14 protein-coding genes are annotated in these 26,657 nt (G+C 45.3%); all 14 read left to right on the forward strand.

Features of this window, described 5'->3' with window-relative positions:
- Positions 1 to 15 precede the first annotated feature (15 nt).
- The 14 genes from ABH008_RS06905 to ABH008_RS06970 all read left to right on the forward strand — a co-directional run bounded on the left by ABH008_RS06905 (position 16) and on the right by ABH008_RS06970 (position 26,573).
- Entirely contained in the window at positions 16 to 1,704 is a 1,689-nt protein-coding gene (locus ABH008_RS06905) for a hypothetical protein (protein WP_347989119.1), read from the forward strand.
- A gap of 957 nt (positions 1,705 to 2,661) precedes the next feature.
- Complete coding sequence (locus ABH008_RS06910) at positions 2,662 to 3,999, forward strand: transposase (RefSeq protein ID WP_347988654.1); 1,338 nt, start codon at positions 2,662 to 2,664, stop codon at positions 3,997 to 3,999.
- Positions 4,000 to 4,231: 232 nt separating this feature from the next.
- Positions 4,232 to 14,770, forward strand: coding sequence for a filamentous haemagglutinin family protein (locus ABH008_RS06915; protein ID WP_347989120.1), 10,539 nt, complete (start codon positions 4,232 to 4,234; stop codon positions 14,768 to 14,770).
- Between the two features lie 473 nt (positions 14,771 to 15,243).
- Positions 15,244 to 17,034, forward strand: coding sequence for a DUF2341 domain-containing protein (locus ABH008_RS06920; RefSeq protein ID WP_347989121.1), 1,791 nt, complete (start codon positions 15,244 to 15,246; stop codon positions 17,032 to 17,034).
- A gap of 3 nt (positions 17,035 to 17,037) precedes the next feature.
- Positions 17,038 to 17,442, forward strand: coding sequence for a biopolymer transporter ExbD (locus ABH008_RS06925; RefSeq protein WP_347989122.1), 405 nt, complete (start codon positions 17,038 to 17,040; stop codon positions 17,440 to 17,442).
- 15 nt (positions 17,443 to 17,457) lie between these two features.
- On the forward strand, positions 17,458 to 18,135 hold the full coding sequence (locus tag ABH008_RS06930) for a TonB C-terminal domain-containing protein (RefSeq protein WP_347989123.1): 678 nt from the start codon (positions 17,458 to 17,460) through the stop codon (positions 18,133 to 18,135).
- A gap of 97 nt (positions 18,136 to 18,232) precedes the next feature.
- Positions 18,233 to 20,194: a putative porin gene (locus ABH008_RS06935; RefSeq protein ID WP_347989124.1), complete on the forward strand. Its 1,962-nt coding sequence runs from the start codon at positions 18,233 to 18,235 to the stop codon at positions 20,192 to 20,194.
- A gap of 10 nt (positions 20,195 to 20,204) precedes the next feature.
- Positions 20,205 to 20,996: a hypothetical protein gene (locus ABH008_RS06940; protein ID WP_347989125.1), complete on the forward strand. Its 792-nt coding sequence runs from the start codon at positions 20,205 to 20,207 to the stop codon at positions 20,994 to 20,996.
- Entirely contained in the window at positions 20,993 to 22,618 is a 1,626-nt protein-coding gene (locus ABH008_RS06945) for a POTRA domain-containing protein (RefSeq protein WP_347989126.1), read from the forward strand. The genes ABH008_RS06940 and ABH008_RS06945 overlap by 4 nt, the downstream gene beginning before the upstream one ends.
- A gap of 102 nt (positions 22,619 to 22,720) precedes the next feature.
- Positions 22,721 to 23,728, forward strand: coding sequence for a GTP 3',8-cyclase MoaA (gene moaA, locus ABH008_RS06950; protein ID WP_347989127.1), 1,008 nt, complete (start codon positions 22,721 to 22,723; stop codon positions 23,726 to 23,728).
- A 17-nt stretch (positions 23,729 to 23,745) separates the two neighbouring features.
- Complete coding sequence (locus tag ABH008_RS06955) at positions 23,746 to 24,105, forward strand: YajD family HNH nuclease (protein ID WP_347989128.1); 360 nt, start codon at positions 23,746 to 23,748, stop codon at positions 24,103 to 24,105.
- Positions 24,105 to 24,686, forward strand: coding sequence for a DNA-3-methyladenine glycosylase I (locus tag ABH008_RS06960; RefSeq protein ID WP_347989129.1), 582 nt, complete (start codon positions 24,105 to 24,107; stop codon positions 24,684 to 24,686). Before ABH008_RS06955 ends, ABH008_RS06960 begins: the two co-directional genes overlap by 1 nt.
- A 118-nt stretch (positions 24,687 to 24,804) precedes the next feature.
- Positions 24,805 to 25,308, forward strand: a complete 504-nt coding sequence (gene umuD, locus ABH008_RS06965) for a translesion error-prone DNA polymerase V autoproteolytic subunit (RefSeq protein ID WP_347989130.1) — start codon at positions 24,805 to 24,807, stop codon at positions 25,306 to 25,308.
- A gap of 2 nt (positions 25,309 to 25,310) precedes the next feature.
- On the forward strand, positions 25,311 to 26,573 hold the full coding sequence (locus ABH008_RS06970; RefSeq protein WP_347989131.1) for a Y-family DNA polymerase: 1,263 nt from the start codon (positions 25,311 to 25,313) through the stop codon (positions 26,571 to 26,573).
- The last annotated feature ends 84 nt before the right edge of the window (positions 26,574 to 26,657 follow it).

Below are 26,657 nucleotides of genomic sequence, written 5' to 3' on the forward strand. Positions count from 1 at the left end.
TCTGGAGATTAACTTATGAAAACACCAAGCACACTTAATAAATTGGCAGTGGCCGTATCTTTATTGGCTGGCTCTCAAGCGGCCATGGCCTTAACACCATGGACTAATGGCGCACCTTTTATCACCATTTATACATCCGGTGGCTCTGCGCAAGATAAAGCCGTTACCGCTGCGATTCAAAGCGCGCAGGTTTCGGTTTCTGGTACATTGGATATTTTTCAGGATACCACGTCATCCCAACAACGGGTGAATGGTACGCTAACCACTGTAACTACTAATGGCGGTAACTTTACGGCTTATTATTTTACAGGTTCTAATAGCCTGACTGATACTGCGCTGCGTGGAAAACAAATTCTGTTGGTAAAACGTACTTTAGGTTCTGCTGGTTACGGTGTGGTTCCATTGTTGGATAATTCAAACTTGGATAACCTGAACATTACAGCGACTACGGCAGCCAACTGGAGCGGAGCTGGTAAAACCCATCTTGCTACTATTACCCAAGCCAATGCTAGCACTTATCTGACACAAGTTCCTTCGCATGGTGGTTTCACCGGTGTGGATGCACCTGCTTTGTTGCAGGGTGGCTATAACTATCCATTGCCTGTAAATGAAGTATCAACGGGTGCTCCTGTTGCTCCTTTTACCACCAATTATACAGCTGCTTCACTGACAGCAAAAGGTATTACCCGTATACCAACTGGTGGTGAAACTTATGGTATTGCGGTTACTACGGATCTTTACAAAGTTCTGCAAGCTGCGCAAATTGCTGATGGTAGTCTGACTTTACCCGCTGGACACGCAATTGGTTCTTATGCTTCAGATGGAGATTTGCCAAGTTTAAGTCGTAACTTTGTCGCTGCTTTGTTAGCCGGTAATGTCCAAACTTGGGCCAATGTGCTGGTAAATGATACAACTCTTGGTTCTACACCTTTAACTTCTTACGCATCTGCGGCAGGCGTAACAGCGCCAGCTAATAATGTAGTTGGTGTAGGTATTCGTAACGCCGGTGCGGCAATTGGTGCTGTTGGTTATGCTAAATTCTTAGGATATCCGTATGTGCCAAATGCATCTGCGCCACCGACAGCTATAGCTGATACTTCAGCTGATGAATTTGCGGCTGCACCATTGGTTAAAGCGCCTACAGGCGCTACTGATACCGACAACTTGTTGAATGATTGGCAGTTTGGTGATAATACTTCTGGTCATAACAATGTGACTGCAGTAACATCTGGCGACCCTACTTCTCTTACCAACGAACGTATTTGGGGTTTAGCCATACAAACGGCTGATCGTAACAATACAGGTACTTTGGGTTATCGTTACATCAAAATTGACGGCGCTGCACCAACTATCCCCAATATAGCGAATGGTACTTATCCTGTTTGGGCAGAAGGCGAAGTGTTAATCAGTTCGCATGCTACCGCTTCAGAATCACTATTTCTGAAAGATTTTGGTAAGGCGTTAGGCAGCGCAGCACTTGCTGGTGTTGTTGATGCTTCACTTACTGAACCTTATGGCCAGTCCGGTATTTTTGCTACAGTAAACTCTGATGCTACAGTAACCAATTTTGCTAATGTGCCTTTCGTTGCTTCTCAGCCGGTTGTACCGTATAGCCATGGTGTTTCAGGCTTTACTTCTCTGGGCATTGTACCTTATGCAACTGACGCTGCTAAAGACGGTAACCCAAACGTTATTTTGAAATAATACGCGTTAAAGTTGGTTAATAAGCACATGGATGTAATTTGTCCAGGGATGGATTAATCAGGTAATCAGGTTGATTGCCAGCATTAGGATGATGGGATACGTGACTGGTTTGGTAAATGGATTTTAATCAAATTGGGCTCGTAGTAGACGGATTTTCTAGAAAGATCGGAGGGAGAGTGGGAGCGATCAACAGGATAAGGACGATATACATCGGGTGAGCGGTCGAGTAGTTTACCCAAAAGGCCTGGCTATAGGTGAGTGATCTGCTAAAAAAAGTCTCCTTTATGCAGATTAACTTGCATATGACTGGTCTAGCTAAGTCAAAGGATTCTGGCTTGACAAGGAGGTTAAAATGGATGGGCTGAAAGGAGTTAGGGAGTAGCCGAAAGGATAATGGAAAAGTGTCGCCGACGAACCTGCGCAAGGTAGTCGGTGATATCTTTATAAACTGATTGAGGTGCAAAGCCTGTATCAGTTTGAATAAGGATTATTTTATGGAGAATGCTATGAATAGACGATTTCTTACTTTATACAAAACGGTCAAAACCCAATCACTATTAATTATTTTGTTATCAATAGTGAATCTTATCGTTGCTTTTGCTTAAAGCTTCGCTGAAACAGCCGCTGTTTTAATCTGGATAAAATAGTTGCGTACCCTGAAGCTGCTTGGGTATGTACAAAAACTGCTGAGATTTCAACAGCAAATCAACACCGCCTGTTGCTAGGGCAGCACATTTTCAGCCTGCCTTTATAAACTGAAGTTTCCCAGAAATTTTAGATTCAGAATGCTAATTTCAAGGCGGCTTATCTTGAGAGCTAGCCGTTGTCGGCTTAACTAATATGTTAGTGATGGATATTTGTTTGAAAAATCAATAACTTGATAGTGAATGAGCTCGTGTTTTATTGTATAATACAAGGTGTTAAGTCTTTGATTCTACAGCAAAACAGACCTCATTCATGTTCATTTTACGCGATCTTTCACACTCACTTCAAGCCCCATTTTCCGATACCAAACTCGGACAGGAACGTGCCTCTTTATTTGTCTATACGCTCCTGTCGATTATTATTCCCTTTACGTCTTCTATCACCTCAAATTGTCTTCGCTGCCTGGTGACTTTGTTTGGAATTGAGATCGAAGACCATCGGTTCTACACCTTCATGGCGTCTACGACTTTGCCGTGGCGGCGTCTTTGGCAAACCGTTTGGGGATTAATACCCTCCCCTGAAACCGATGGCCGCTTGCTGGTGGCGCTGGACGATTCCATCAATCCCAAAATCGGGAAAAACATCTTTGCTTGCGATACGATTTTCGATCATGCCGCTAAAGCGAATCAAAGCCAATATCCGTGGGCGCAAAATATCGTCGCCGTCGGCTTGTTAAAACAAATCAAAGGACGGTGGGCTTGCTTGTTTTTAGATTTCCGCTTTTACTTCGCCAAGAAAACCATTGAAGCGGAACAAAGAACCGCTAAAATCAAAGGCAAGGTCGTTCCTTTTCAAACCAAGTTGGAACAAGCCGGGCAGATGCTCATCGGCATTGGACAGCATTTTTCTACGACACCCGTACTGGCCGTGATGGATAGCTGGTTTGGCAACGAGAGTTTGTGGCAACCGGTTCGGCAAGCGTTTGGGGCGCGGTTCAATATGCTATCCAGGCTGCGTAGCAATAACGTTTTGTATGATCAACTGGGTGAACCGCAGCCAGGAAAGCGCGGCCGTCGGCCTAAGTACGGTAGCCGCCTGGGATCAACGGCTGAAATGGCGCAGGCGTATCAGGCATTGGCAACGATCTACACCGTTAATCTCTATGGCAAACAACGTGACGTTCGCGCCTATGAGCGGATGGTGATGCTGAAAACACTCAAATGTCCTGTGCGGGTCGTTTGGGTATTCCGGAAAACGCAATGGGTGGCGTTGTTTACCACGGATCTGACCTTATCGGTGACGCAGATCATTGAGTTTTACGGGGCTCGCTGGAAAATCGAATCCGGGTTCAAAGAGCTCAAGCAAGATATCGGTAGCCAGTCCAGTCAGTGCCGGAATGCTCAGGCGGTGCTGAATCACTTGAACTTCTGTATGATGGCTTCAACCATCACCTGGATTTATGCGGATCGGTTAAAAGCTGACCCGCAGCGACGGCATAAAGTGAAGGGCAGAACCAGTTTTGCCTTTTCGGATGTCCGGCGCATTATCGCCGAAGCCGCACTTGATGAGGATTTTGATAGGCTTTGCCCTAAACCAAGCAACTCACCGAAAAATTCTCTCGTGGCCGTGTTGTTACGCATGGTCGCTTGATGAATTTCTTAGAAACTTCAGTTTATAAATACTCTATTAAATCAATAGCTGGTAGCTAGGCATGAAAATTGCGAAACATTCTTCCTAGAATTCTTTTTTCTGATAGTTGTTCGCAGCACAACAATTTATATAGGCAAGTCAGTTTTTATGCTGGCTAGTCTACATGTAATGTTAATGCTGCATGCAATGCAGAAAAGATTGATTTAATTTGATTTTGGAAAAACACCACTCTATGCATAAATCTATACTACCCATAGCCAAACCACCCTATAGCCAACAAAAACCGTTGGTGATTGCCATTCGTGCGATGCTGGCCAGTGGTTTTGTAGTGGGTGCAGGTGTTTCCCCTGTGATGGCAAATGGTACCCAAAATTTGCCTACGGGACCCGTAACGGTTTCTGGAAGTGCAACCGAGACTTTAAGTAACAATGGACATACTTTAACAGTTGATACCTCTAAGAGTAATCACACTGTTCTGGATTGGTCCACGTTCAATATTAATCCTGGCTATACTGTCGATTTCCATGGTGCTTCTGCAGCATCAGTTGTTTTAAACAATATTGGTGATCAAAACGCTAGCACCATTTATGGCACGATAACGGCCAATGAACAAGTGTATTTGGTCAATCATAACGGTATTGTGTTTGAGCATGGCTCACAGGTAAATGCCAATACTTTGGTCGCCACTAGCTTGGGTATTAGTCCTGAGACCTTGCAAACTGGTATTGCCAATGTATTTAGCAGTAGCAATCCTATTGCTGCTCTTAAGGCTCAGGATAATGGACAAAATTATCTACAGGATAGCCACGGTAATTATATATTGGATAGTAACGGTAATCAGATCCCGATTACCATAGGCGATATCACCGTACAATCCGGAGCCACGATAAAAACTAACGCAGTAGGTGGTTTGATTTTGCTGGCGGGTAATAAAGTTGAAAACGACGGTACTGTGATTGCAGATCATGGTCAGGTGATTATGGCTGCCGCACAGGACAAAGTCTATTTACAGGATAGCAAAGATCCTAATGTACGTGGTATGTTGGTAGAAGTGGGTACGGGCGGGTCGGTAACCAATACGGGAACAGTTCTGGCGCAGACTGGCAATGTCAGTATGATTGGTTTTGCAGTTAACCAGAGTGGTGTTGTCTCTGCTACCACGTCAGTGGCCTTAAATGGTTCGGTGCGTCTGATGGCAGAAGAGGGTGTAAGTACAACCAGTACCGGTGTACTGCAAGGCCTTAGCACCCAACGTAGCGTGGCATTGGCTGATGGTTTAGCCACCAATGCCACCGTAACTTTGCATGATAAAAGTATTACCGCCGTGGAATTGGATGATTCTGGTGGTCGTGTTATCGCTGGGCAGACACAGCCTAAATCCTATATCGAAATCAGTGCTCATAATGTTGATTTGCTAAAGGGTTCTACCGTTCAGGCGCGAGCCGGAAATGTCAATATAGAAGCTTGGGAAACGCCGCAAACATTGTCAAATGCGAATGGTTCTTTCACATTGCCGGCCGGTAATGGTGAGATTTATATGGAAGCCGGTAGTAATATTGATGTATCCGGGATGCAGAATGTAGCAGAATCGGTGGCTGAGAATATCGTCAGTATTAAGCTGCAATCCAATGAGTTAAGCAATTCGCCTTTGCAGCGCAATGGTCTGCTGTATGGGCAAACCGTATATGTCGATACCCGTGATGCCAGTATGAGCTACTTGAATGGTGTGATAAATGCTGCTACGGTGCCTATCGCTAATATTATTGGTTCTGTACAGAATGTTACCAGCAATATTGCTGAGCGCAGTACGGCGGGTGGAACCATTAATCTAAACTCTTCGGGGGATGTCGTATTAAATGTGGGAAGTACGCTTAATTTTTCGGGCGGCTCCATTGCCTACCAAAGTGGTTATGTAACGACGACCGAGTTAGTGTCTAACAACCAGATATATAGTATAGGTACAGCCAGTCCCAATCTAATTTACACCGGTATTTCTAATCACACTGTTTATGAATCAGGCTATGTACAAGGTGCGGCCGGAGGTAGTTTAAATATTACGGGTTACGCGGCTTTGCTGGATGCAACTTTGCAAGGTCACACCACCACAGGAGCAGAGCAACGTCAGTCGAGTAGCTGGGCTGCAGGCAGTAATGTCAATATCACCCTAGAAAGTACAACGCTGGCGCAACAGGATGTGGTGTTCAGCCAAACCAATAGTGGTTTGACTTTGGATGTAAGCAATCAACTACCTTTGCAAGGGACTACTAGCAATCCAGTGGCCTTAAATCTGAATGCCAGTATGCTGAATAACTCTGGGGTGCAAAATTTAACGCTTAACACTACGGGTCAACTTACCATTAATGCAGGTACACATCTAGTGCTACCGGATGCAGGCAAACTTAATTTGACTGCCTCAAATTTTACAGTTGATGGCAGTATTGTTGCGCCTTCGGGAACAGTTAACTTAAATTACACGCCAACGCAAGTCAACGGCGTTACGCCTTCGGGTGAGATTAATTTCGGCAGTGATGCCAGCATCAATGTCAGTGGTGTGTGGATTAACGACTGGCTGGATGGATTTCAGCAACATGCATTAAGCCAGGTGGCTATTAATGGCGGTACTGTTAACTTGACAGGTGGTTCAATTAATTTGGCTGCGGGTAGTAGCATACTCGCTAATGGTGGCGCTTGGGAGAAAAACACTGGAGCTGTCACTGGTGGTAAGGGTGGCGCAATTAGTTTGAATGCCGGTGGTGAATTTGCAACGCTTACCTTAAACGGCAATGGTCAGTTATCGGCTTTTGGCTTGACGCAGAATGGTAGTCTGGCTATACAGGCGGATCAAATCGTTATTGGCGATCAATTGCCCGTAAATAATTCGGGCCATCCGCTATTACTAGGTACTGATTTTTTCAAATCGGGCGGTTTTTCCAGTTATAACCTGACTTCGACCTTCTATGGTTTGAATGTGGAAAAAAACTTTACCCTGGATTTACAACAAACCAATCTACAACTTAATGCCGCCGCCAGTTTTGCCGCTACTGGAACGCAATTAACGGCTATAACTACACCGCATCAGTTGGCAGACAGCTTACGTACGCCTGTTAATCTAAGTCTAACCTATGCGGGTAATTATACTTATAACGGCATAGAACAGGATTTAACCGTAGGAGCCGGTGCTTTAATACAGACGGACCCTCTGGCAAATGTTACGTTAACCTCTAATAGCTCTATTTATGTTGATGGCACTATCAATGCGCCAGCGGGCAATATTAGTTTAAATACCAAAATAGCACCGATCGATCCAGGCTATGTCGCTTCTCAGGGGATCTGGCTCGGAGCAGGTAGTCAGTTGCTAGCACGCGGTGCCTATGTATCACAAACCAATGCCAATGGTTTGAACAGCGGCACTATCTATGCTGGCGGTAATGTGTCGTTACAAGCCACACGGGGCTCTATTTTTACAGAGGCGGAGATAGCTGCTACGGCAACTACACCTAAACTTTCTGCGGCACTGATAGATGTTTCCGGTAGTTCGGGAGTCAGCAATATCTTGCAAAGCAACGGCAATGGCATAGTCAGCGTTGCGCAGAAGACACCCTCGGCAGGTGGTGTCATTAGTTTGGTTAGTGGTGAAGGTATTTATGCGGATGGCACTCTCAAAGCCCAATCGGGTGGAGGAAATGCGGCGGGTGGCAGTTTGTTGGTGAATATAAACAGCGTGCTTATTAATCCGGCGACTTCCGGTGCAGCGGCTAGCGGTTATCCAAATTTGCCCAGTTTGTTATATCTAACTACCTCAGATGCTAACAACGCCCCTTTAGAGGGACATGCAGTTAATTCGGCAATGGCGGATCAGGCCTGGTTAAAAACCAGTGTATTGAATACGGGTGGTTTTGCTTCGCTGACCTTAAAAACGGATGCGCAGCGGACCAATACACTTACCAGTAATGCCATTATTTTTGACGGTAATGTCGATTTAGTAGCCAGTCAGCAAATTATTCTCGATAGTCCGATGTTGCAAACTGATGCTGCCAATCAACAAATTACCCTGGAAGCGCCTTATGTGGCCTTGGGTTCTAGTTTGGTGAATAATGGCGCAATTGCTTCCAATATTTTGGCCGCTGCAGCGACCGGTGGTACGGGGCATTTAACGGTTAAGGATGGCCTAGGTTACGCGCAAGGCATCGACTTGATCGGTGGTTTGAGCTTTAATGGTTTCAATCAGGTGACGCTGAACAGTCAGGGTGATGTGCGCATGCGCGGTGATCTTGATCCTGAATATCATAATCAGCAGTATTTGGGCGAACTCAATCTAATCGGTAACTTGACTATCAATGCCAAGCGCATTTATCCAGCTACCCTGACAGATTACACCATTAATGTATCCCAAACTGTCACGTTTGGCTCTACGGGTACCGACACTAGCCCGTTATTAACGGCGGGCGGCAATTTGACAGTCAATGCCGCTGATATTTATCAGCAAACAAATCTGGAAGTGCCTTTTGGCACTTTAAGCCTTAATGCTAGTGACATACTGGATTTACAAGCAGGTAGTGTTACCTCGGTTTCCGGTTTGGGTACGGTGGTGCCGTTTGGTGTTGGTTCGGGTGGTTCGCTATGGGAATATCCATTGAATGCTAATGGTCAGCATAATCTGGTTATTTACGATAAAGGCACCAATAATTTGCCGCAAAAATTATTAGAATTGACAGGCAATACCGTGAACTTGGAGACAGGTGCTACGCTAAATTTGCAAGGCGGTGGTAATCTGTATGCCTACGAATTTATAGCCGGTGCCGGTGGTAGTACTGATGTGTTAAATACAACAGTGAGTAACCAGTTTGCCGTGGTACCCGGTATTGATAATATTCTTACTCCATACGATCCGCAGCAATACAGTAGCTCTGGACTGACGGCCATGGGACAGAGTGTTTATCTTAATGCTGCCAGTGGTTTAGCAGCGGGTTGGTATACTATCTTGCCTGCCCATTACGCCTTGTTGCCCGGAGCCTATCTGATTACGCCGGAAGCGGGAACCTTGGGGCAAACGCAAACGACTACCAATTCGGCAGGCGCTTCAATCGTTGCAGGTTATTATGGGGTGGCTGGCACTACTATCCAAAATGCCTTGAGTCAAGGTTTTGAAGTGCAATCAGGTTCAATTTTTACCGGTTCGCTTTCCTATAATGCTAACGGTAATCTTGTCACCAATACCAATGTCAACACGCCTAGCCAGTTTAATGCCTATCTTGCCAGTACTTCTATCGCTTCAATGGCTGCGCAGTTTGGAAACAGTGTGCCACAGTTACCACAAGATGGTGGCGGTTTACAACTTGCCGCAGCGGCAGCATTAACTTTAGATGCTACTTTATTAGCAGGTCCTGCCGCTAATGGTTTGGGTGGTCAGGTCGACATCAGTGCCAATAAGCTGGAAGTGGTTGGCAGCGCACAAGATTTGCCGACTCTTCCTTCCGGAACAGTAGGATTACTTGTCAGTCAGTTAAATACTTTTAATGCGCCCAGTTTGTTATTAGGCGGTAAGCGTAACTTTAATAATGGCGAAGTGCTAACCACGACTGCACAAACGGTGACTGTCTTGGGTGATGTTAAGAATGATAACGCATTACAAGGCCAGGAAATTTTATTGGCAGCTACTGATCTGGTTAAGGTTGAAAGTGGGGCGCAAGTTTCCAGTACAGGCGCTGCCACAGGTGTCGCTGCAGGTACTATTCGAGTGGAAAACAGCGATGGCACCAGCAGTGATGGTGCTTTGTTACGTGTTTCTTCTGCCGGGCAAGTGGTGGTGAATCGAAATTTACCCTTAACTGGAACCGGTGGGGTTTTAGAGGTGGACCAGGGGGCAACTTTGCTGGCAAAAGGCTCAATGCTGCTGGATGCTACACAAAATACTATTTTTAAAGGCAGTATTGATGCAAATAGTGGTGGCGCGTTAACTTTGGATTCCAGTCGTATCAGTCTGGGCGATATACACGCCTCCAGACCAGGATTGGTGTTAGCCAGTTTGCCAAGTAATTTTAGTGATTTAGTGCTGAATAGTCGCGGCAATCTGGATATCTATGGTTCCTTTAATTTTGGCGCTAAAAACGTCAGTATTTCTGCAGCAGACATAAATGGCTTTGGAAACAATGGTAAAACATCAACAATTACCGCAACTGGACAGTTAAATGTGTCTAATAGTAATGGTGCGGTGTCTTTATATCATAGCGATACTACTCCCAAAAGTGGTAGTTTGGTATTGAAAGCCGAAGACATTCAGTTGGGCAGTGGAAACTATGCCATAACCGGTTTTGACAATGTCACTATGACTGCTACACATGCCATTAATGGCCAAGGTGCAGCGATAAATACAGCCACTGGTACAAGTAGCACGGCTGCCCCAGCTGTATTATCTGTGGCGGGTAATCTGCTGATGACTGCAGCACATTTTAGCGGTGGAAATGGTGCGACCACTACCATTAATACTGGAAACTACGATGTCACGCTGCAAAGTCCTGCTAGTAATAATACAGCCGCTTTGTCAACTGGTTTGGGTGTTAGTTGGACGATAAACGCTGCTGAGATTGATAGTGGTAGCGCTCCGCCTCTGCCAAGCGCTAACAGTACGCAGATCGTGAATGGGGCTCGCTTCGATTTACCCTCTGGTAGCCTGAACCTTAATGCCAGCAAGGGTGATATTAATCTGTATACCGGTACAGCTATCGATTTGTCCGGACGTAGCGTGACTTTTGCTAACGCTAACAAATATACGCCAGGTGGTAATCTGACTTTGGTTGCCAATGCAGGTACTGTTAATGTGCAAAACGGTACCAGTGTTAATCTGGCAGGTGCTGTGCAGGTCAATAATGGGGTTAAGCAACAGGTTAGCAATGCCGGTAGTTTAAATGTGCAGGCGGCTGTATTTAACTGGAATGGTGTTATAGATGCTACAGGTGGCTCCAGTGTCTTAGCCAGTGGTGTGAATGCGGGCAATTTACAGATGAATGTACAAAGCTTTGATAATTTTAAGGATGATACGCTGGTTGGTTTTTCAGCACTCAATTCCTTGGCCTATAAAGCCGGTTTTCGAAATAAGCTGATTTTGGAGCAGCAGCAAGGGGATGTCAGCATAGCAACAAAGGATGTGGTTAATGCCAATCTTTTTCAGCTATTAGCAGATCAAGGTTCTGTCACAATTGACGGTAGTATTAATGCGTCAGGAGTCACTGCCGGTAATGTCTCAATTTATGGGGAAAACGGTATTACTTTAGCGGGTAGCATTAATGCCTACGCTACAGGTGTTGGTAATGCTGGTGGTAGTGTTACGCTGGATAGTGTGGCGCGAAATGGTAATGATGCGGGTAACGGTCAATTGGATTTGTCTGCACATAGCGGTTCCATAAATGTGGCAGCTGGTGCGGGTGGCACGGGCGGGTCTGTGTTATTACGCACAGGGCGTAACGATACAAATGATACTGTGTCAGTAACTGCTATCAACACGCAGATCAGTGGTACAGCCACAGGTGCAAAGCTTGAGGCTACCCGGGTCTATGCGGATATTAATTCCGGTACTGAAAATGCTAACATCATTACCGCAGACAATATCAATCAGTGGCAAAGCGATACGGCCAGTTTTATGGCAAATGCACCTGAATTGGTGAATAACAGTGGTAGCTTGGTTGAATTGATGCCAGGGATTGAAGTGCGTAGCTCGGGCAGTTTGGCCTTGGCCTCTACTGCTCCCTGGGATTTTTCGGGTAGCGGCTGGCGCTATGGTAGTACCCAAAGTTTGCCCGGTTTTCTGACTTTAAGAGCGGTCGGAGATCTGGATGTACAGGCCAGTATCAGTGATGGTGTGGTAAACAACAGCATACAATCGGGTTCATCCTGGAGTTATGATTTGATTGCTGGCGGTAGTATCAATCTGGCTTCATCGTACTATGATGCAAACAATGTAGATACTCAGTTAGTGGTGCGTACCGGTACCGGTGCTATTCAGATGCAGTCTGGAAAGGACATTAATTTCAATATCGATACGTCGGGTAACTTGGGGGTGAGTGATGATGCCTCTGCCGTGTATACAGTTGGCTCATCTGCACAGCTATCAACAAGCAGTACTATTCAGCAAATACGGGCAGCCTTTCCTGATTTGCCTGCGCCAACTGATGCTAATGAAACTACATTGGCTTATTTAAATAGCTTAACCCCAGCACAACAAAATCAAGTCTTGGAATATGGGTTGTTGCCAGTTTCTGGTGTGGGAGGTATCTATCCTCTTGCTCAGTCGCCCACTCAGGGGGGGAATATCAGTTTGCAAGCGGGTGGTAACATTCAGGGTCAACAAACGGGCGAGCAAATCTCTAATTGGTTAGTCACTGGTGGTTATAAGCTTACGGGAACTACATTCACCTATTGGGGTATTAATTTAAGCGGTGGAAATACCAGTGCCGATGCTAATAATCATAATTTTAATCAAAATGTGGGTGCCTTGGGTGGTGGAAATGTCACTATACAAGCAGGTGCAAATATCAATGATTTGTCTGTGATGATTCCCAATACAGCCAAGCCTTTGGGTAGTGTCGCTTCCTACGGACGCCAGAATGCCATTAACTGGACAGACAGCACAGCTTACGTTAATGGTGGTGGTACTCTGCAAGTGACAGCAGGCAACGACATTGTTGCTGGTCAGTATTATGTTGCGTCTGCTGCTGCCAGTCAGGGCGTGGCTAGTTTGGGTGTCGCCAATCTAGTGTCTGGAGGTAGTTTTGCAACAGATACTAACAACCCGACCTCGACTAGCATAGGCACTATTTTGGATGTTGGCAATGCCGTTTTTACGCTTCAGGCAAGGAATGATCTTAATCTGGAAACCGCATTAAATCCAACGGTGATTGTACCGTCTAAAACAAAAGCAACGACTTCCGCATTTTTTAGTTACGGTACAGATAGTGCGGTTAATTTGCAGTCAATTGCAGGAAATGTGACCTTACTAAATGATAATACTGCAATTCAGACCATGGAAAATCTTGCTACAAATGGCAACGATCCAGTTGAGTTAACCGATTATCCAGGCATACTCAGTGCGGTGGCTTTTGCGGGTGATATTAATATCGATAACTCGATGAATTTGTTTCCCTCAGCAAACGGATCATTGCAATTACTGGCAAATGGCAATATTGGTATTGATCCCTCTGCACCTATTTTGTCTACAGGCAATGTGTTAACTATCACTATGTCTGATGTTAATCCTGATCTGATAGCAAACGTACAAAACCCAGTAGGTAGCTTTACAGGGGCTACGCTGCAAAATTATTTGAATGCTTATAACATTGTTTTTGGGGGGACTAGTAATTTAACCGCCAGTCAATTGATTGCGCCAGGTTCGCAAAAACCAGCGCTTATCGTTGCTAACACCGGTAATATTGCGTTTCCAAGTGCTTTAGATGCCAGTATTAATTTACCTACTTCGGCCAATATTATTGCGGGTGGGAATATTAACGATTTTACCGTAGCACTGCAGAATCAATCCGCTAATGATGTCAGTTTGATACAGGCGAGTAACAGTATTAATTTTGATACCAGTTATGATAATAATGGTTTTCAAACCCAAAAGAGTCCTTCTCCTGGAATCACTATTGCCGGGCCGGGTGAATTGCAAGTGCTGGCTGGAAAAAATATCAATCTGGGAAACTCGCAGGGTATAGATTCCATAGGCAATATTTATAATCCTGCTTTAAGTGCCGCGGGTGCCACTATTGATGTATTTGCGGGTGTTTCCGGGCAGATTGATTATGCTGGCTTTATCAAGGCTTACGAAAATCAAAGTGCTTACAGTGCTGAATTGCAGGGGCTTGATCCGCTACAACCGCAAAAAGATCTGGGTAAATTGTTGAATGTGATGTTTCAGGAAATCAGATTGTCTTCCTCTGCGGCAGCAGCTGCGCCGGAAAATCAGCGTTATGCGCTTTATCAGCAGGGTTTTGATGCCATTCATACCTTATTCCCCAGTGCGACTTACTCAGGTAGTTTGAATATGGTGTTTAGCCAGATTACTACTGAAATGGGTGGTGATATTAATTTGGTGACACCGGGTGGTGGTATTAATGTGGGATTGGCTGGCGCAGAAAGTGGTAATCAAAAGACAGCTGATCAGTTGGGTATTCTGGTACAACAGCAAGGCGCTTTGAATATTCTTACGCAAGGCGATATGAATGTTAATCAGTCCCGAGTGTTTACTGAGGGAGGCGGCGCGGTGACTGCATGGTCTTCCCAAGGCAGTATTGATGCGGGTAATGGAGCGCGTAGTGCTTTGGCTGCGGCACAAGCCACTACTGTGGTTAGCCCCGATGGACAAACCACAACCAGCTTTTCGCCGACTATTGCCGGTAGTGGTATTCAGGCCGTGGGTGGCGGTAATGTCTATTTAGCGGCGCCTTTTGGGGTGGTGAATGCTGGCGAAGCAGGTATTAGTGGTAATGATATCGTTATTGCAGCGACAGCGGTGGTTGGTGCTAGTAATATTTCGGCATCTGGTTCCACTTCCGGTGTACCAACCGCGGTTGTGTCTCCGCCAGTAACAGGTGCGGATGGTGCTGCGGCGGCGGTTACCAAGTCCAGTGCGGCAACCTCATTGGCTGATAACAATAGCAATAATGACTCTGCGGATACCAAGCAAAAAAATACCGTGAGTATTTTGACGACTGATGTGGTTGGCTATGGTAAATGTAGTGTTGGTGATGTTAAAAGTGGCGTCAATGGTTGTGGTTCCTAGCTCAAAATGCGTATCGAGATTTCGATAATCCTGCATTTAGTCTTTAGCTCTGCTGGTTTACTGTTGATATAACAACAGCAAACCAGCAATTGCTGTTGGTAAATCAGCAGCAAATAAGCAGCTTAGTTTTTAACTTACTAATATTAAGATGCTTTAGTTCTGGCATATATATTGCTTTATTGTGGATGGGGTATGACCTGATTTTGCTGACCGAACCATCGGAAGCTGACAATCTCTCTGACAAGTAGAGATGTCGGCTATTTTTTTGCGTGTAGAAAAGCGAAAACTAAAAAGCGGTAATTTGTCTGGCTATATTGCCCAGCTTTAATTTATTTGAGTGACTGATAGAGGGATAACGCGCTTTATTTGCAAGATGGATACGGTATATATAATAATATATATCGATTGTTGTATATGGCATAGTAACAAGCGTTTTTAACATGCCCTCTGGATAACCTACTATTTAACTGAACATGAAAAAAACATATTACTCGGTTGGGCTAGCTTTATTTTTGTTTCCACTGTTAGCGCTGGCCTGGTGGAACGATGATTGGAGTTCCCGGCGTCAGATTAGTGTTGATGCTGCAGCTACCGGTGCTGATATACAGGAAACCTTAGTTGATGTGCCCGTGTTGATTCGCTTACATGCTGGAAACTTTGGGTATTTTGCTGATTTGGCAGATAAAGGTCGGGATATTCGTTTTTTGAAAGATGATAAAACTCCGCTGCATTATCAGGTAGAGCAACTCGATCCGCTTAGTGAAATAGGCTTGATTTGGGTGCGCTTGCCACAACTAAGAGGTGGCGTGGATACCGATAATTTCTGGATGTATTACGGTAATGGCAATGCGCCGGATGGTTCTGACAGCAAAAGTCTGTATGACACCGCGCAAAGTTTGGTTTATCACTTTCAGGATGGCGAAACCTTGCCGCAGGATGCTACAGCATATCTCAGTCATGCTACTGATTCAAAAGCACAAATACTTAATGCTGGTTGGATAGGCGCGGCAGCCGAATTTAATGGCAATGGCCCAATCACGGTTAATCCTGCTCCACAACTGGCTATTTCCCCAGACAAAGGCTGGACGTTTTCTAGCTGGATAAAAATTGATCAGCCACAAACTAACGCCAAGGTAATTGATGCGCAGGAAGGTGCAAGCGATATTTCCTTAGGGATACAAGGAACGACTTTAAGCGCGCATTGGCAGAAGGGGGGAGCAATAGTGGATGTTCCACCTGTTAATCTGACATTAGGCCGTTGGCAATATCTGACCTTGTTGGTGAAAGCAGATAAACTGGAAGTGTATGTGGATGGCGTCATTGCGGGTAGTGCCGCTATACAGTTGCAGGCGGTCAATCCGACTATTCAGCTGGGCAATCAATTGCTTGGCTTGCTTGATGAAGTACAAATAGCGGCTATTGCCCGTAGCTCAGACTGGATCAAACTCTCTTATCGTAGCCAAAGCCCGGATTTTTCGGTGCTTAACTTCGGGCAAGACGAATCGAACAGTAGCGGTAACGAGGGCCATTTTATGGTTATCGTGCAAAATGTGACATTAGATGGCTGGGTCATTATTGGTTTAACCGGCATTATGCTGGTTATCGCCATTCTGGTTATTATCAGTAAGACCGTGGTGATCAATCGCATCAGTAAAGATAATCGCTTGTTCCTTGATCAATATCGGAAACTGGATCCAAGTCAATTAGGTGCCTTGAATCAGACAGAAACTGACGATGAGAAAGAATTAGCCGATTCAGAATTACTACAGGCTGTAATCGGCAAGCATGATCATTTTCAAAGCTCTCCGCTTTATCATTTGTATCATCTGGCTATCGACGAATTGCAAAAATTGCAGGGAGATGTGCAGTTAGCTATCAGTCCACAAGCCTGGAATTACTTACATGTAAAACTGGATTCCCGCATTGTTATTGAAAATCAGCAATTGAATAAAAACATGGTGTTGTTGACCATTGCTATTGCTGGTGGACCTTTCTTGGGTTTGCTGGGTACTGTGGTGGGGGTAATGATCACTTTTGCGGCGATAGCTGCCAGTGGCGATGTCAACATCAATTCCATTGCGCCCGGTATTGCCGCTGCATTGTTAGCAACCGTTGCTGGTTTGGCGGTGGCTATTCCCGCCTTGTTTGCCTACAACTATCTGCTCACGCAAATCAAGGATATTACGGCCAGTATGCGCATATTCTCCGATGAGTTACTGGCCTTATTATCGATGCGGGCCGCGCAGTTGCCAAAAGGGGAATAAATTATGAAAGTCGAATCGGAAGAAAAGGTATACGACGATATTAACATCACACCTATGCTGGATGTTGCCTATGTGTTGTTACTGATATTTATCATCATGACCACGGCTACGGTGCAGGGTATTACGGTCAATTTGCCTAAAGCCAGTAGCACACCGTCTTTATCAAAACCCAAAACCAAAGCTATTTCCATTACTCCAGATGGCACTATTTATCTGGATACTTATCCGGTGTCTATTCAGGAACTGGAAACCCGTTTGGGACAATTTAAAGCCGCCGTGCCTGATTTACCCGTAGTGGTAAAAGCCGATGCCAGTGTCCAATACCAAAAAGTCATTGAGGTGTTGGATGTGGTAACGCGGCTACAGATTACACAGTTGGGTTTAGTCACACAGAAATTAGTGAAATAGCGTTAACGATCGGTAATGAATAAAAAATACGCATGGTTACTACGGCGTTTGCCGGTGGTGGTAGGAGTGATTTTTAGTCTATTGATTGTACTGGCGGTATGCTATTTCAAAGACAAATTTCAAAAACCACCGCAAAGCAAAAAGGTTGTGCAGCAGATCACCATGATCCAACCGCCACCTCCGCCACCCCCCCCACCGCCGGAAATGAAGCCGCCGGAACCCGAAGTGAAAGAAGAAAAAATTGAGGAGCCAGAGCCGGAAAAAGAACCCGAACCAGCTCCTGAAGAAGCGGATGAGCCACCTGCTGGCGAATTGGGTTTGGATGCGGATGGTGCAGCCGGTGCCGATGGTTTTGGTTTGGCTGCTAGAAAAGGCGGCAAATCCATTCTGGGTGGTACTGGCGGCAGTAGCATACTTTGGTATGGCGGTCAGATTAAAAACAGATTGGAAGATGGTTTACAGAATTTATTGGTGGATACCCCGGCTATGCATGCAGGCTATAACGTCATTATTGAGGTATGGGTGGGTGAGGATGGTCGTATCAATCGTAGTGAAATGACCACTGGCAGTGGTAAAGCAGATGTCGATCTCGCTATACGCAATGCACTGACCAGGCTGAAAGCTGATATTGGCAAACCTCCGCCCGAAAATATGCCGCAGCCTATAAAAATACGATTGAACTCAAGGGTTTGAACGATAGGGAGATGGGCCTGGAACTGGGCAAGCGTCATTGAAAGCTTGCTGTTCAATGTCGGTAAGTGGAATTACGATTATTATTTTAGTTAAGCATATGAATATAAATAAAAAAATTTTAAATTCTTCCGGCAGCTATCGAAAGATAAGTGCTCATGCATATCCGGCAAATATGTCTCAAGGGTTGAAAGTTGGAAAAACATCAATCAAGCCGTACTTAACTACTTTTTTGCTGGTTTTGTTGGGCAGTCCGCTGCTGACGCAGGCAGCTGATCAGAATGAAGAAATTATCAAAGTCAAGAAATCGACTTTTGTGAATCTAGTTGATTTATTGGTCAAACGCGGTGTCATTAATCAAGATGAAGCGGGAGGTTTAGTCAGTAATGCGGAGCAGGAGTCTGCGGCAGTCGCCGCAGAAAGCAAGGCTCTGCCGGCAACTAATAATACCGCAACGACTAATTCTGCTCCGGCAGTTGCCGAAACCAATTCTGTCAACGGGGCTGATAAAAACGCGCCTAAAACCAAGCATGTTGGATACGTACCTGAATTTGTCAAAAACGAACTGCGTGATCAATTGCGTGCTGAACTAAAAGCCGAAGTAGTGAATGATGTGAAGCAGGACGCCAAAAACGAAGGCTGGGGTATACCCGCCGCCTTGCCTGACTGGGTGGCCGCACTGCATCCTAGTATGGATATGCGTTTACGATTTCAGGATAACTTTTTTGGTAGTACGAATAGTAATTCTGTAAGTAATCTTTTTCCAGGGCCTATAAATTATTTAAATGTTAACAGTTCTTACACATCTGGACAAACATCGGGTTTTTCTGGGGCAACGGCTCAATCTCCAACCTCATCAAGATATGCATTTAATAACAATACCAAAGACCAGTTGTTGTTGCGAGAGCGTTTTCGTCTTGGCTTTGAGACCGACATTGTCGATGGATTGAAAGCCGGTGTGCGTTTGGCAACCAGTAACACCTATAGTCCGGTTTCCAACGATCAAAGCCTGGGCAATACCGGACAATCTTATCAGTTCGCTATTGATCGTTCTTATTTGCAATATGATTATCTGGATGACAAGAAAACCAGTTGGTTTAGTGCTTATGGCGGACGTATTATCAATCCCTTTCTGTCGACTGATTTGGTGTTTGATCCTGATCTCAGTTTCGAAGGCTTTGCCACCAGTTTTCGTTTCCATATGAACCAGAATAATGCGCGCGTGTCGGGTTATAAGGCTGCTAGCCCTACGGGTCGGGTGGGTATTAATCAGGGGCAACAAACCCCAGACAGTCTATTTATGACACTGGGTGTCTTTCCGATTCAAAATGTCAATTTTTCCAGTACCTCTAAATGGTTGTATGCGGGGCAGCTTGGGGCGGACTGGTTAGTATTTGATGATTCACGCTTTAATGTGGGTGTGGCCTATTACGAATATCAGAATATTACCGCTCAATATAATGGTGCTAACGGTAGCGGTCATCAATACGATTGGACGGCACCACAATTCTTGCAGCAAGGTAACTCCATGGTGGCGATTACCAATTCAAATACAGCTAATAATGTTTGTCTCGATGCTACCGGCTGTTTATTTGGTTTGGCTTCACAATTTAGAATCTTTAATGCCACAGCGGTATACGACTACCTGTTTTACGGACAAACCCATGTATTGCTAACAGCCGACTATGCAAGAAACCTTGGTTATAATCAGCAGGAAATTAATCGTCAGTTTGTCAGCGGTATTGTGAATTATGCTAATTCTAATCCGCGCACTACTGCTTATCAGATGCGTTTGGATGTAGGGCACCCCAGAGTGTTGCGGCGCAGTGATTGGAATATGAGTTTTGCCTATCGGTATTTACAACGCGATTCCGTACTGGATGCGTTTACCGATTCTATTTTCCATAATGGTGGTACCAATGCTAAAGGCTGGGTATTGGCTGCACAATATGGTTTGGCTAAAAATACCTGGATGGATGTGCATTGGTACAGCACACAAACGGTTGATGGTCCGACCTATAATGTCGATACCATTAATTTCGACCTGAATACACGTTTCTGACGGGGGATCGATGCAATATGCAAAAATCCAGGCCGCCGGTCTGGTGTTAATAGTTAGTCTGTTGAGTGCGGTTTCGGTAGTCAGTGCCGAGCCAAAAGCTGCGGGTGATGGTGGTGTAGCCATAAAAAAAGCACAGGGCTTGATTCGGCAGCTCAGCCAGGAAAAATCTGTTTTGGAAGCGGAGAAAACAGCTTGGCTAACCGAAAAGACTGCACTGGAAAGCAAATTGAAAAGTCGGGAAGAAGAGCTAAAAAAACTGGAACCCTTGCCGGCCGAGGTTGAACGCTACAAAACAGGCCTGGAAACGGTGAAAACCACTCTGGAAAGTCAACTGGGTCAAGAGCGGCAGAGTCGGCAAGCGCTGTTGCAAAAACATAATGACATGATAGTCAAAGCCAATGCCATCAACGCCGATAATCAATTACTGGTACAGGCAGTTCGTGAACGTGAACAATGGATAGAGCAATGCAGCAAGCATAATCAGGATTTGCGTAAGGTTAATCTGGATATTCTTGGCAAATATCGGGAAAAAGGTCTTTTGCAGCAAATAGGTGAATTAGAGCCATTTACCGGTATTGGACAAGTTGAAACTGAATCAATTATTGAAGACTATCGCTATAAGTTACAACAACTGAAAATAACACCCTATAAACCTTCGCAGCAGCCTGTGACAGACAGTGCGCCAGCGGCAAGTTCGACGAATAATCCAGTTGAGGCGCCGGCAAGTGCTACAGAACAAGTTGGTCAGCCTGGTGATGCGGTTGAAAATAGTGCTGGGGTTAAGTCGGAGCCTAAACCATGAATGGCAGAAACTGGCTGGCGGCTGGCTGGTTTATGATGTCTGTCGTATCTAGTTACGCAGCTGCTGATGAGGCCTTACCCGCCAGTCAAGCACCTGTGGCAGATTCTGACGCCAAGCCGACTTTCGATTTGTTCGATTTTCAAATAGACGGTAATACTGTGCTGGACGATGAAACACTGGAAAAAGCGGTCTATGCTTTTATGGGGCCGAATAGAACCGTGGATGACGTCGAAAAAGCCCGAGTAGCGTTAGAAGATGCTTATCGAAAGGCGGGTTATCCTACGGTAGTGGTGGCAATTCCAGAGCAAGATGTGAATGAAGGTAAGGTGCGTATTGAAGTACTGGAAGGTAAAATCGAAACAGTGCATATTACCGGTGCAAAATACTACGCTTTAGGCAAAATTCGAGATACTGTGCCAGCCTTGGCAGAAGGACAAGTGCCGCATATGCCTACGGTGCAAGAGCAAATGACCGCGCTGGCACAACAAGCGCCGGATCGTAACGTGACCCCCATATTCAGAGCAGGATCAACGCCGGGACAGATGGAAGTAGAAATGCGCGTGAAAGATGATTTACCCTTGCATGGCAGCGTGGAAATGAACACCCGCAGTTCCAATAATACCTCCTATAGTCGCTTGATTGGCTCGGTACGCTACGACAACCTGTGGCAAAAATATCATAGTGCCTCGTTGCAATATCAAACCTCCCCACAAGACAGTTCGCAGGTGAGTGTTTGGTCGGGAACGTATGTTATGCCTACTGGATGGTTCAATACACGCTTGGCTATGTACGCTATCGATATCAGTTCCAATACTCAGTTGGGTGGTACTTTGGGCACTAGTATTGGTGGCGAATCAGTGGCTGGTGCTGGTTCTATCTACGGTGTACGTCTGGTTAAGCCGTTAACCACTACCTCAGGTGTTATCCAGAATCTGACTGCTGGTTTTGACTATAAAAGTTTCGATCAAACCTTGTCGATTGGCGGTAAACAAACCACCTCCATCCAATATGCTTCGTTTATGGGAGGCTACGATGGCAGCTGGCGTAACGAAGACTCAATCACCACTCTGAATGTGGCGAATCATTTTGCTTTTCGTGGCGTGGGTACCGACCCGGTACAATTTCAAAACAAACGCGCTGGTGCTAGCGATAATTTTTTGTATTTTACTGGCGATCTCAGGCATCAGCACGTATTGCCGTTTGATTTTCGTCTGCAAACCCGTACTCAGGGGCAGGCAAGCATGGCCCCTTTAATTAGTAACGAGCAGTTTATGGCTGGTGGGCCGTTGAGTGTACGAGGCTATCATCAAACGCAAGTATTGGCTGATCACGGTATCAATTTGTCGGTCGAGCTGCATACGCCGCGTTTAGTGCCGGATAATTGGGATGAAGTACAGAATCTGCGCCTATTGACCTTTTTTGACTGGGCCAATTTATGGACGATGGCTCCCATTGCGCCTACTTCGCCCATCTCTCATCTGGCTTCGACTGGTGTGGGTTTGCGCTCATTGTGGTTTAAACATTTACTTGGCGAGCTGGACTGGAGTTATCCACTGTATCAACAAAATAATGTGGGGGTAGGTGAGCAGCGGGTAGACTTTAGAATGCTATATGATTTTTGAATTAATCATGAAATGCTTAAGAGGCTCTCATATTTTACAATAGCTTTACAACGCAGTATTGACAATATGGTATGATTCTGCACCCTTTTTCGTGTGTGACTTATGCCTGAATTGCACCCTCAAACTCAACTAATCGACCGTTTTGGACGTGTCGTCAACTATTTACGCGTATCCATAACGGATCGTTGTGATTTTCGTTGTGTTTATTGCATGGCGGAAAACATGACGTTTATGCCGCGTACACATATTTTATCGCTGGAAGAAATCTACTATATCTGCCAGGCTTTTGTTGAGCTTGGGGTGAATAAAATTCGCATTACTGGCGGAGAACCCTTAGTACGACAAGGTGTCGTAGGTTTGTTACAACAACTGCACGGTTTATCCGGCTTAAATGAACTGGTATTGAGCAGTAATGGCTCAAAGTTGGGCGGTATGGCTGCTGATATCAAAGCGGCAGGCGTTAAGCGTATCAATATTAGTCTGGATACCTTAGACCCGGCTAAATTTAAAGCCCTGACTCGTACTGGCGATCTGGAGCAAGTTCTAACCGGTATTAATGCCGCTCGTGCTGCCGGATTCCAGAATCTTAAGCTGAATAGTGTCATCATGAAACACCGCAATCATGACGAAGTGTGTGATTTAGTGGCATTTGCTGTTGAACGCGGTATTGATATTAGTTTTATTGAAGAAATGCCGCTAGGTTTGGTTGACGGACGGCAACGTAGCGAAAGTTATTATCCCAGCACCGAAATAAAACGTGATATTCAAAATCGTTTTACGCTGAATGCTGTACCCTATGCAACCGGTGGGCCATCCGACTATTTTCAGGTTGCAGACACCGAAACTCGAGTAGGCTTTATCTCACCGCATAGCGCCAATTTTTGTGGCAGTTGTAATCGGGTGCGCTTAACAGCCGAAGGTAGGCTATTATTGTGTTTGGGTAATGAAGATTCGGTCGATTTAAAAACGCTAATCAGACAGCATCCGGGCGATATGGCTTTATTAAAGCAAACCATTATTGCGGCCATGCAAATTAAACCCCAGCAACATCATTTTAATATTCACGAACAACCGATCATCATGCGTCACATGAGCGCTACTGGTGGCTAGCAGCCGAGGAGGAGACTATGACCCAAAACAAAGCCCAGCAAATTGTCGCCGAAGCGCGGCGTAATAAAGAAGAGCGTGAAAAAGGCTATCGGGAACAAGCCTTAAAGCTCTATCCCTGGATTTGTGGGCGTTGCGCACGCGAATTTGATCTTAAAAATTTGCGCGAACTGACCGTACATCATGTTGATCATAATCACGACAATAATCCCGCCGATGGCAGTAACTGGGAGCTATTGTGCTTGTATTGCCACGATAACGAACACCAACGCTACGAAGAACAAAGCCGTTTTGGCAGTAAAAGCGTAGTAGAAACTAAAGCGCAGGCCGGTACCTTTAACCCGTTTGCCAATTTAAAAGACATGCTGCAGAAAAAATAATGTCAAAATGTCGTTGGGCCTTAGCCAGTGCTAACGAAGAACACTACCATGATCTGGAGTGGGGGGTACCTTTACACGACGATCATAAACTGTTTGAGTTTCTGATTCTGGAAGGTGCGCAAGCCGGCTTAAGCTGGCGCACCATACTCAATAAACGCGATAACTATCGGCAGGCATTTGACCATTTTGATGCAACATTAATAGCCGCTTATACAGAACACAAGCTGGCTGCTTTGGCAGAAAATACCGGTATTATCCGTAACCGCTTAAAAATTGCTGCTGCCGTTGCCAATGCACAGGCATTTTTAAATGTGCAGGCCGAATTTGGTCGTTTCGATACCTATATCTGGGGGTTTGTGAATGGCCAAACCCGACAAAATCACTGGCAGACTCATCAACAGCTTCCGGCTTTTACACCGGAATCTGAACGCATGAGCAAAGATTTGCAAAAACGCGGTTTTAAATTTGTCGGCAAAACCATTTGTTATGCCTATATGCAGGCGGTAGGTATGGTTAATGACCATACGGTGGATTGTTTTCGACATGCTGAAGTGCAGCTTTTGGATATTCCCTCGTTATAGCAACAACACGCCTGACGATTTGATTCCTGTTGCAGATTGCACAAAAATAAGAACAAATTAAGAACTAGTTTGAGTTTTGTTGTACCATCATCGGCCTAATTCATTATCAGGTGTATTGATGAACAGCGCATCACTATTGTTACCACAGCTTCAATATTCATATCAGAGTGCCTATGCAGACTTAAGGTCGGATAGTTTGCATTTACCCTTTCTGCCATTGCAGCAGATGCCACTTGCAATGGCGGTCCCTCTGTTTGGCTCAAAAATTCCGGCTGGTTTTCCCTCGCCAGCTGACGATCATCTGGAAGCCAGTATTGATTTAAATCAGCAGTATGTGCGTAACCCTAGCGCTACGTTTTTTGTGCGTGTGCAAGGCCACTCCATGATCGGCGCGGGTATTAACAACAACGATATGCTGGTGGTTGACCGTTCTCTGGAAGCCAAAAGCGGTGCTATTGTCATTGCTGTTGTCAATGGCGAACTTACCGTCAAACGCTTGCTGATTGAGCCTGATAGAGTGTTGTTAATGCCGGAAAATCCAGATTATCAGCCTATCGTTATTAAAGACTTTATGGATTTGCACATCTGGGGGGTGGTGGCGCATGTCATCCATACGCTGTAAGCATGTTTGCCATTGCTGATTGCAACAATTTTTACGCATCCTGTGAACGGGTATTTCAGCCGCATTTAAACGGTAAACCCATTGTGGTGCTGTCCAATAATGACGGTTGCGTCATTGCCAGAAGTAACGAAGCAAAACGATTACAGGTGGCAATGGGAGTGCCATATTTCAAAATTGAGAAATACGCGCAACAGGAAGGTATTACGGTATTTTCCAGCAACTACGCTTTATACGGCGATTTATCGCGGCGGGTTATGCAGGTTTTAGCGGAATTTGCACCGCGCGTAGAAGTGTATTCCATTGATGAATGCTTTCTGGATTTTAGCGGACTGCCATTTGATTTAAGCGAATATAGTCAACACATCTGTACCACAGTCAAAAAATGGACTGGCATTCCTATTTCCATTGGCATTGCTCCCACTAAAACGCTGGCAAAATTAGCTAATCGGCTGGCAAAAAAGGGAGCGTCGGCGCAAGGCGCGGTGTTGGATTGGCAAACGTTGGACAACCCGTCAGCAGTGCTGGAAACAATGGCTCTGGATGATATATGGGGCATTTCTCGACGTTGGTCTAAAAAACTAATGGCTTTAGGCATTAACAACGCACGTGCTTTGCGAGACGCAGAACCCAAACATATGCGCCAGCAATTTGGTGTGGTTATGGAGTCGATTGTCAACGAATTACGCGGCATATCCTGTATATCTCTTGCCGATATACCGCAACCTAATAAGCAAATAATGACTTCGCGTAGCTTTGGAGTAAGGCTTACCTCTTATCCAGACTTACTGGCAGCGGTTACACATTTTGCTACACGGGCAGCTGAAAAATTACGCAAGCAAAACTTGGCAACCCAGGCATTAATAGTGTTTGTCGAAACCAGCCGCTTCGATAGCCAATCGCAATATGCTAATAGCGCTATCCATGTGTTTGATCTGCCCACCAGCGATACCGCTCAATTGATACAGGCAGCGCAGCGGGGGTTACAGAAAATCTTTAAAACAGGCTTTAGCTATCAACGGGCGGGAATCCTGTTGCCAGATTTGTTGCCAGTGGGTGTGGCGCAAATGTCGCTATTTGAAGACAGCGCTTTGTCTGAGCGTTCAGAGCATCTGATGGTGGCCCTGGATAGTATTAATCGCAAACATGGCAAACAAACTATTTGTTATGGCAACGAACTGCTAAGCAAGCATTGGCGGAGACGCCAGCAGTTCAAGTCGCCGTCTTATACAACCAATTGGCAGGAGGTGTTGACGATTTGTATTTAAGTTAATGACATAGGTATTGGTGTAAGTTGGGCGGCATTAGGGATAAAGTGCTTAATGGCTTGAGTTTATGTGTTCTGCCAATGC

Origin of the sequence: Methylomonas sp. AM2-LC (assembly GCF_039904985.1) — a bacterium.
GTDB lineage: Bacteria > Pseudomonadota > Gammaproteobacteria > Methylococcales > Methylomonadaceae > Methylomonas.

What these genes read in the sequence shown, in the direction of transcription:
- ABH008_RS06905 (WP_347989119.1), top strand. Translation starts at nt 16, where the DNA reads ATGAAAACACCAAGCACACTTAATAAATTGGCAGTGGCCGTATCTTTA.
- ABH008_RS06910 (WP_347988654.1), top strand. Translation starts at nt 2,662, where the DNA reads ATGTTCATTTTACGCGATCTTTCACACTCACTTCAAGCCCCATTTTCC.
- ABH008_RS06915 (WP_347989120.1), top strand. Translation starts at nt 4,232, where the DNA reads ATGCATAAATCTATACTACCCATAGCCAAACCACCCTATAGCCAACAA.
- ABH008_RS06920 (WP_347989121.1), top strand. Translation starts at nt 15,244, where the DNA reads ATGAAAAAAACATATTACTCGGTTGGGCTAGCTTTATTTTTGTTTCCA.
- ABH008_RS06925 (WP_347989122.1), top strand. Translation starts at nt 17,038, where the DNA reads ATGAAAGTCGAATCGGAAGAAAAGGTATACGACGATATTAACATCACA.
- ABH008_RS06930 (WP_347989123.1), top strand. Translation starts at nt 17,458, where the DNA reads ATGAATAAAAAATACGCATGGTTACTACGGCGTTTGCCGGTGGTGGTA.
- ABH008_RS06935 (WP_347989124.1), top strand. Translation starts at nt 18,233, where the DNA reads ATGAATATAAATAAAAAAATTTTAAATTCTTCCGGCAGCTATCGAAAG.
- ABH008_RS06940 (WP_347989125.1), top strand. Translation starts at nt 20,205, where the DNA reads ATGCAATATGCAAAAATCCAGGCCGCCGGTCTGGTGTTAATAGTTAGT.
- ABH008_RS06945 (WP_347989126.1), top strand. Translation starts at nt 20,993, where the DNA reads ATGAATGGCAGAAACTGGCTGGCGGCTGGCTGGTTTATGATGTCTGTC.
- moaA (WP_347989127.1), top strand. Translation starts at nt 22,721, where the DNA reads ATGCCTGAATTGCACCCTCAAACTCAACTAATCGACCGTTTTGGACGT.
- ABH008_RS06955 (WP_347989128.1), top strand. Translation starts at nt 23,746, where the DNA reads ATGACCCAAAACAAAGCCCAGCAAATTGTCGCCGAAGCGCGGCGTAAT.
- ABH008_RS06960 (WP_347989129.1), top strand. Translation starts at nt 24,105, where the DNA reads ATGTCAAAATGTCGTTGGGCCTTAGCCAGTGCTAACGAAGAACACTAC.
- umuD (WP_347989130.1), top strand. Translation starts at nt 24,805, where the DNA reads ATGAACAGCGCATCACTATTGTTACCACAGCTTCAATATTCATATCAG.
- ABH008_RS06970 (WP_347989131.1), top strand. Translation starts at nt 25,311, where the DNA reads ATGTTTGCCATTGCTGATTGCAACAATTTTTACGCATCCTGTGAACGG.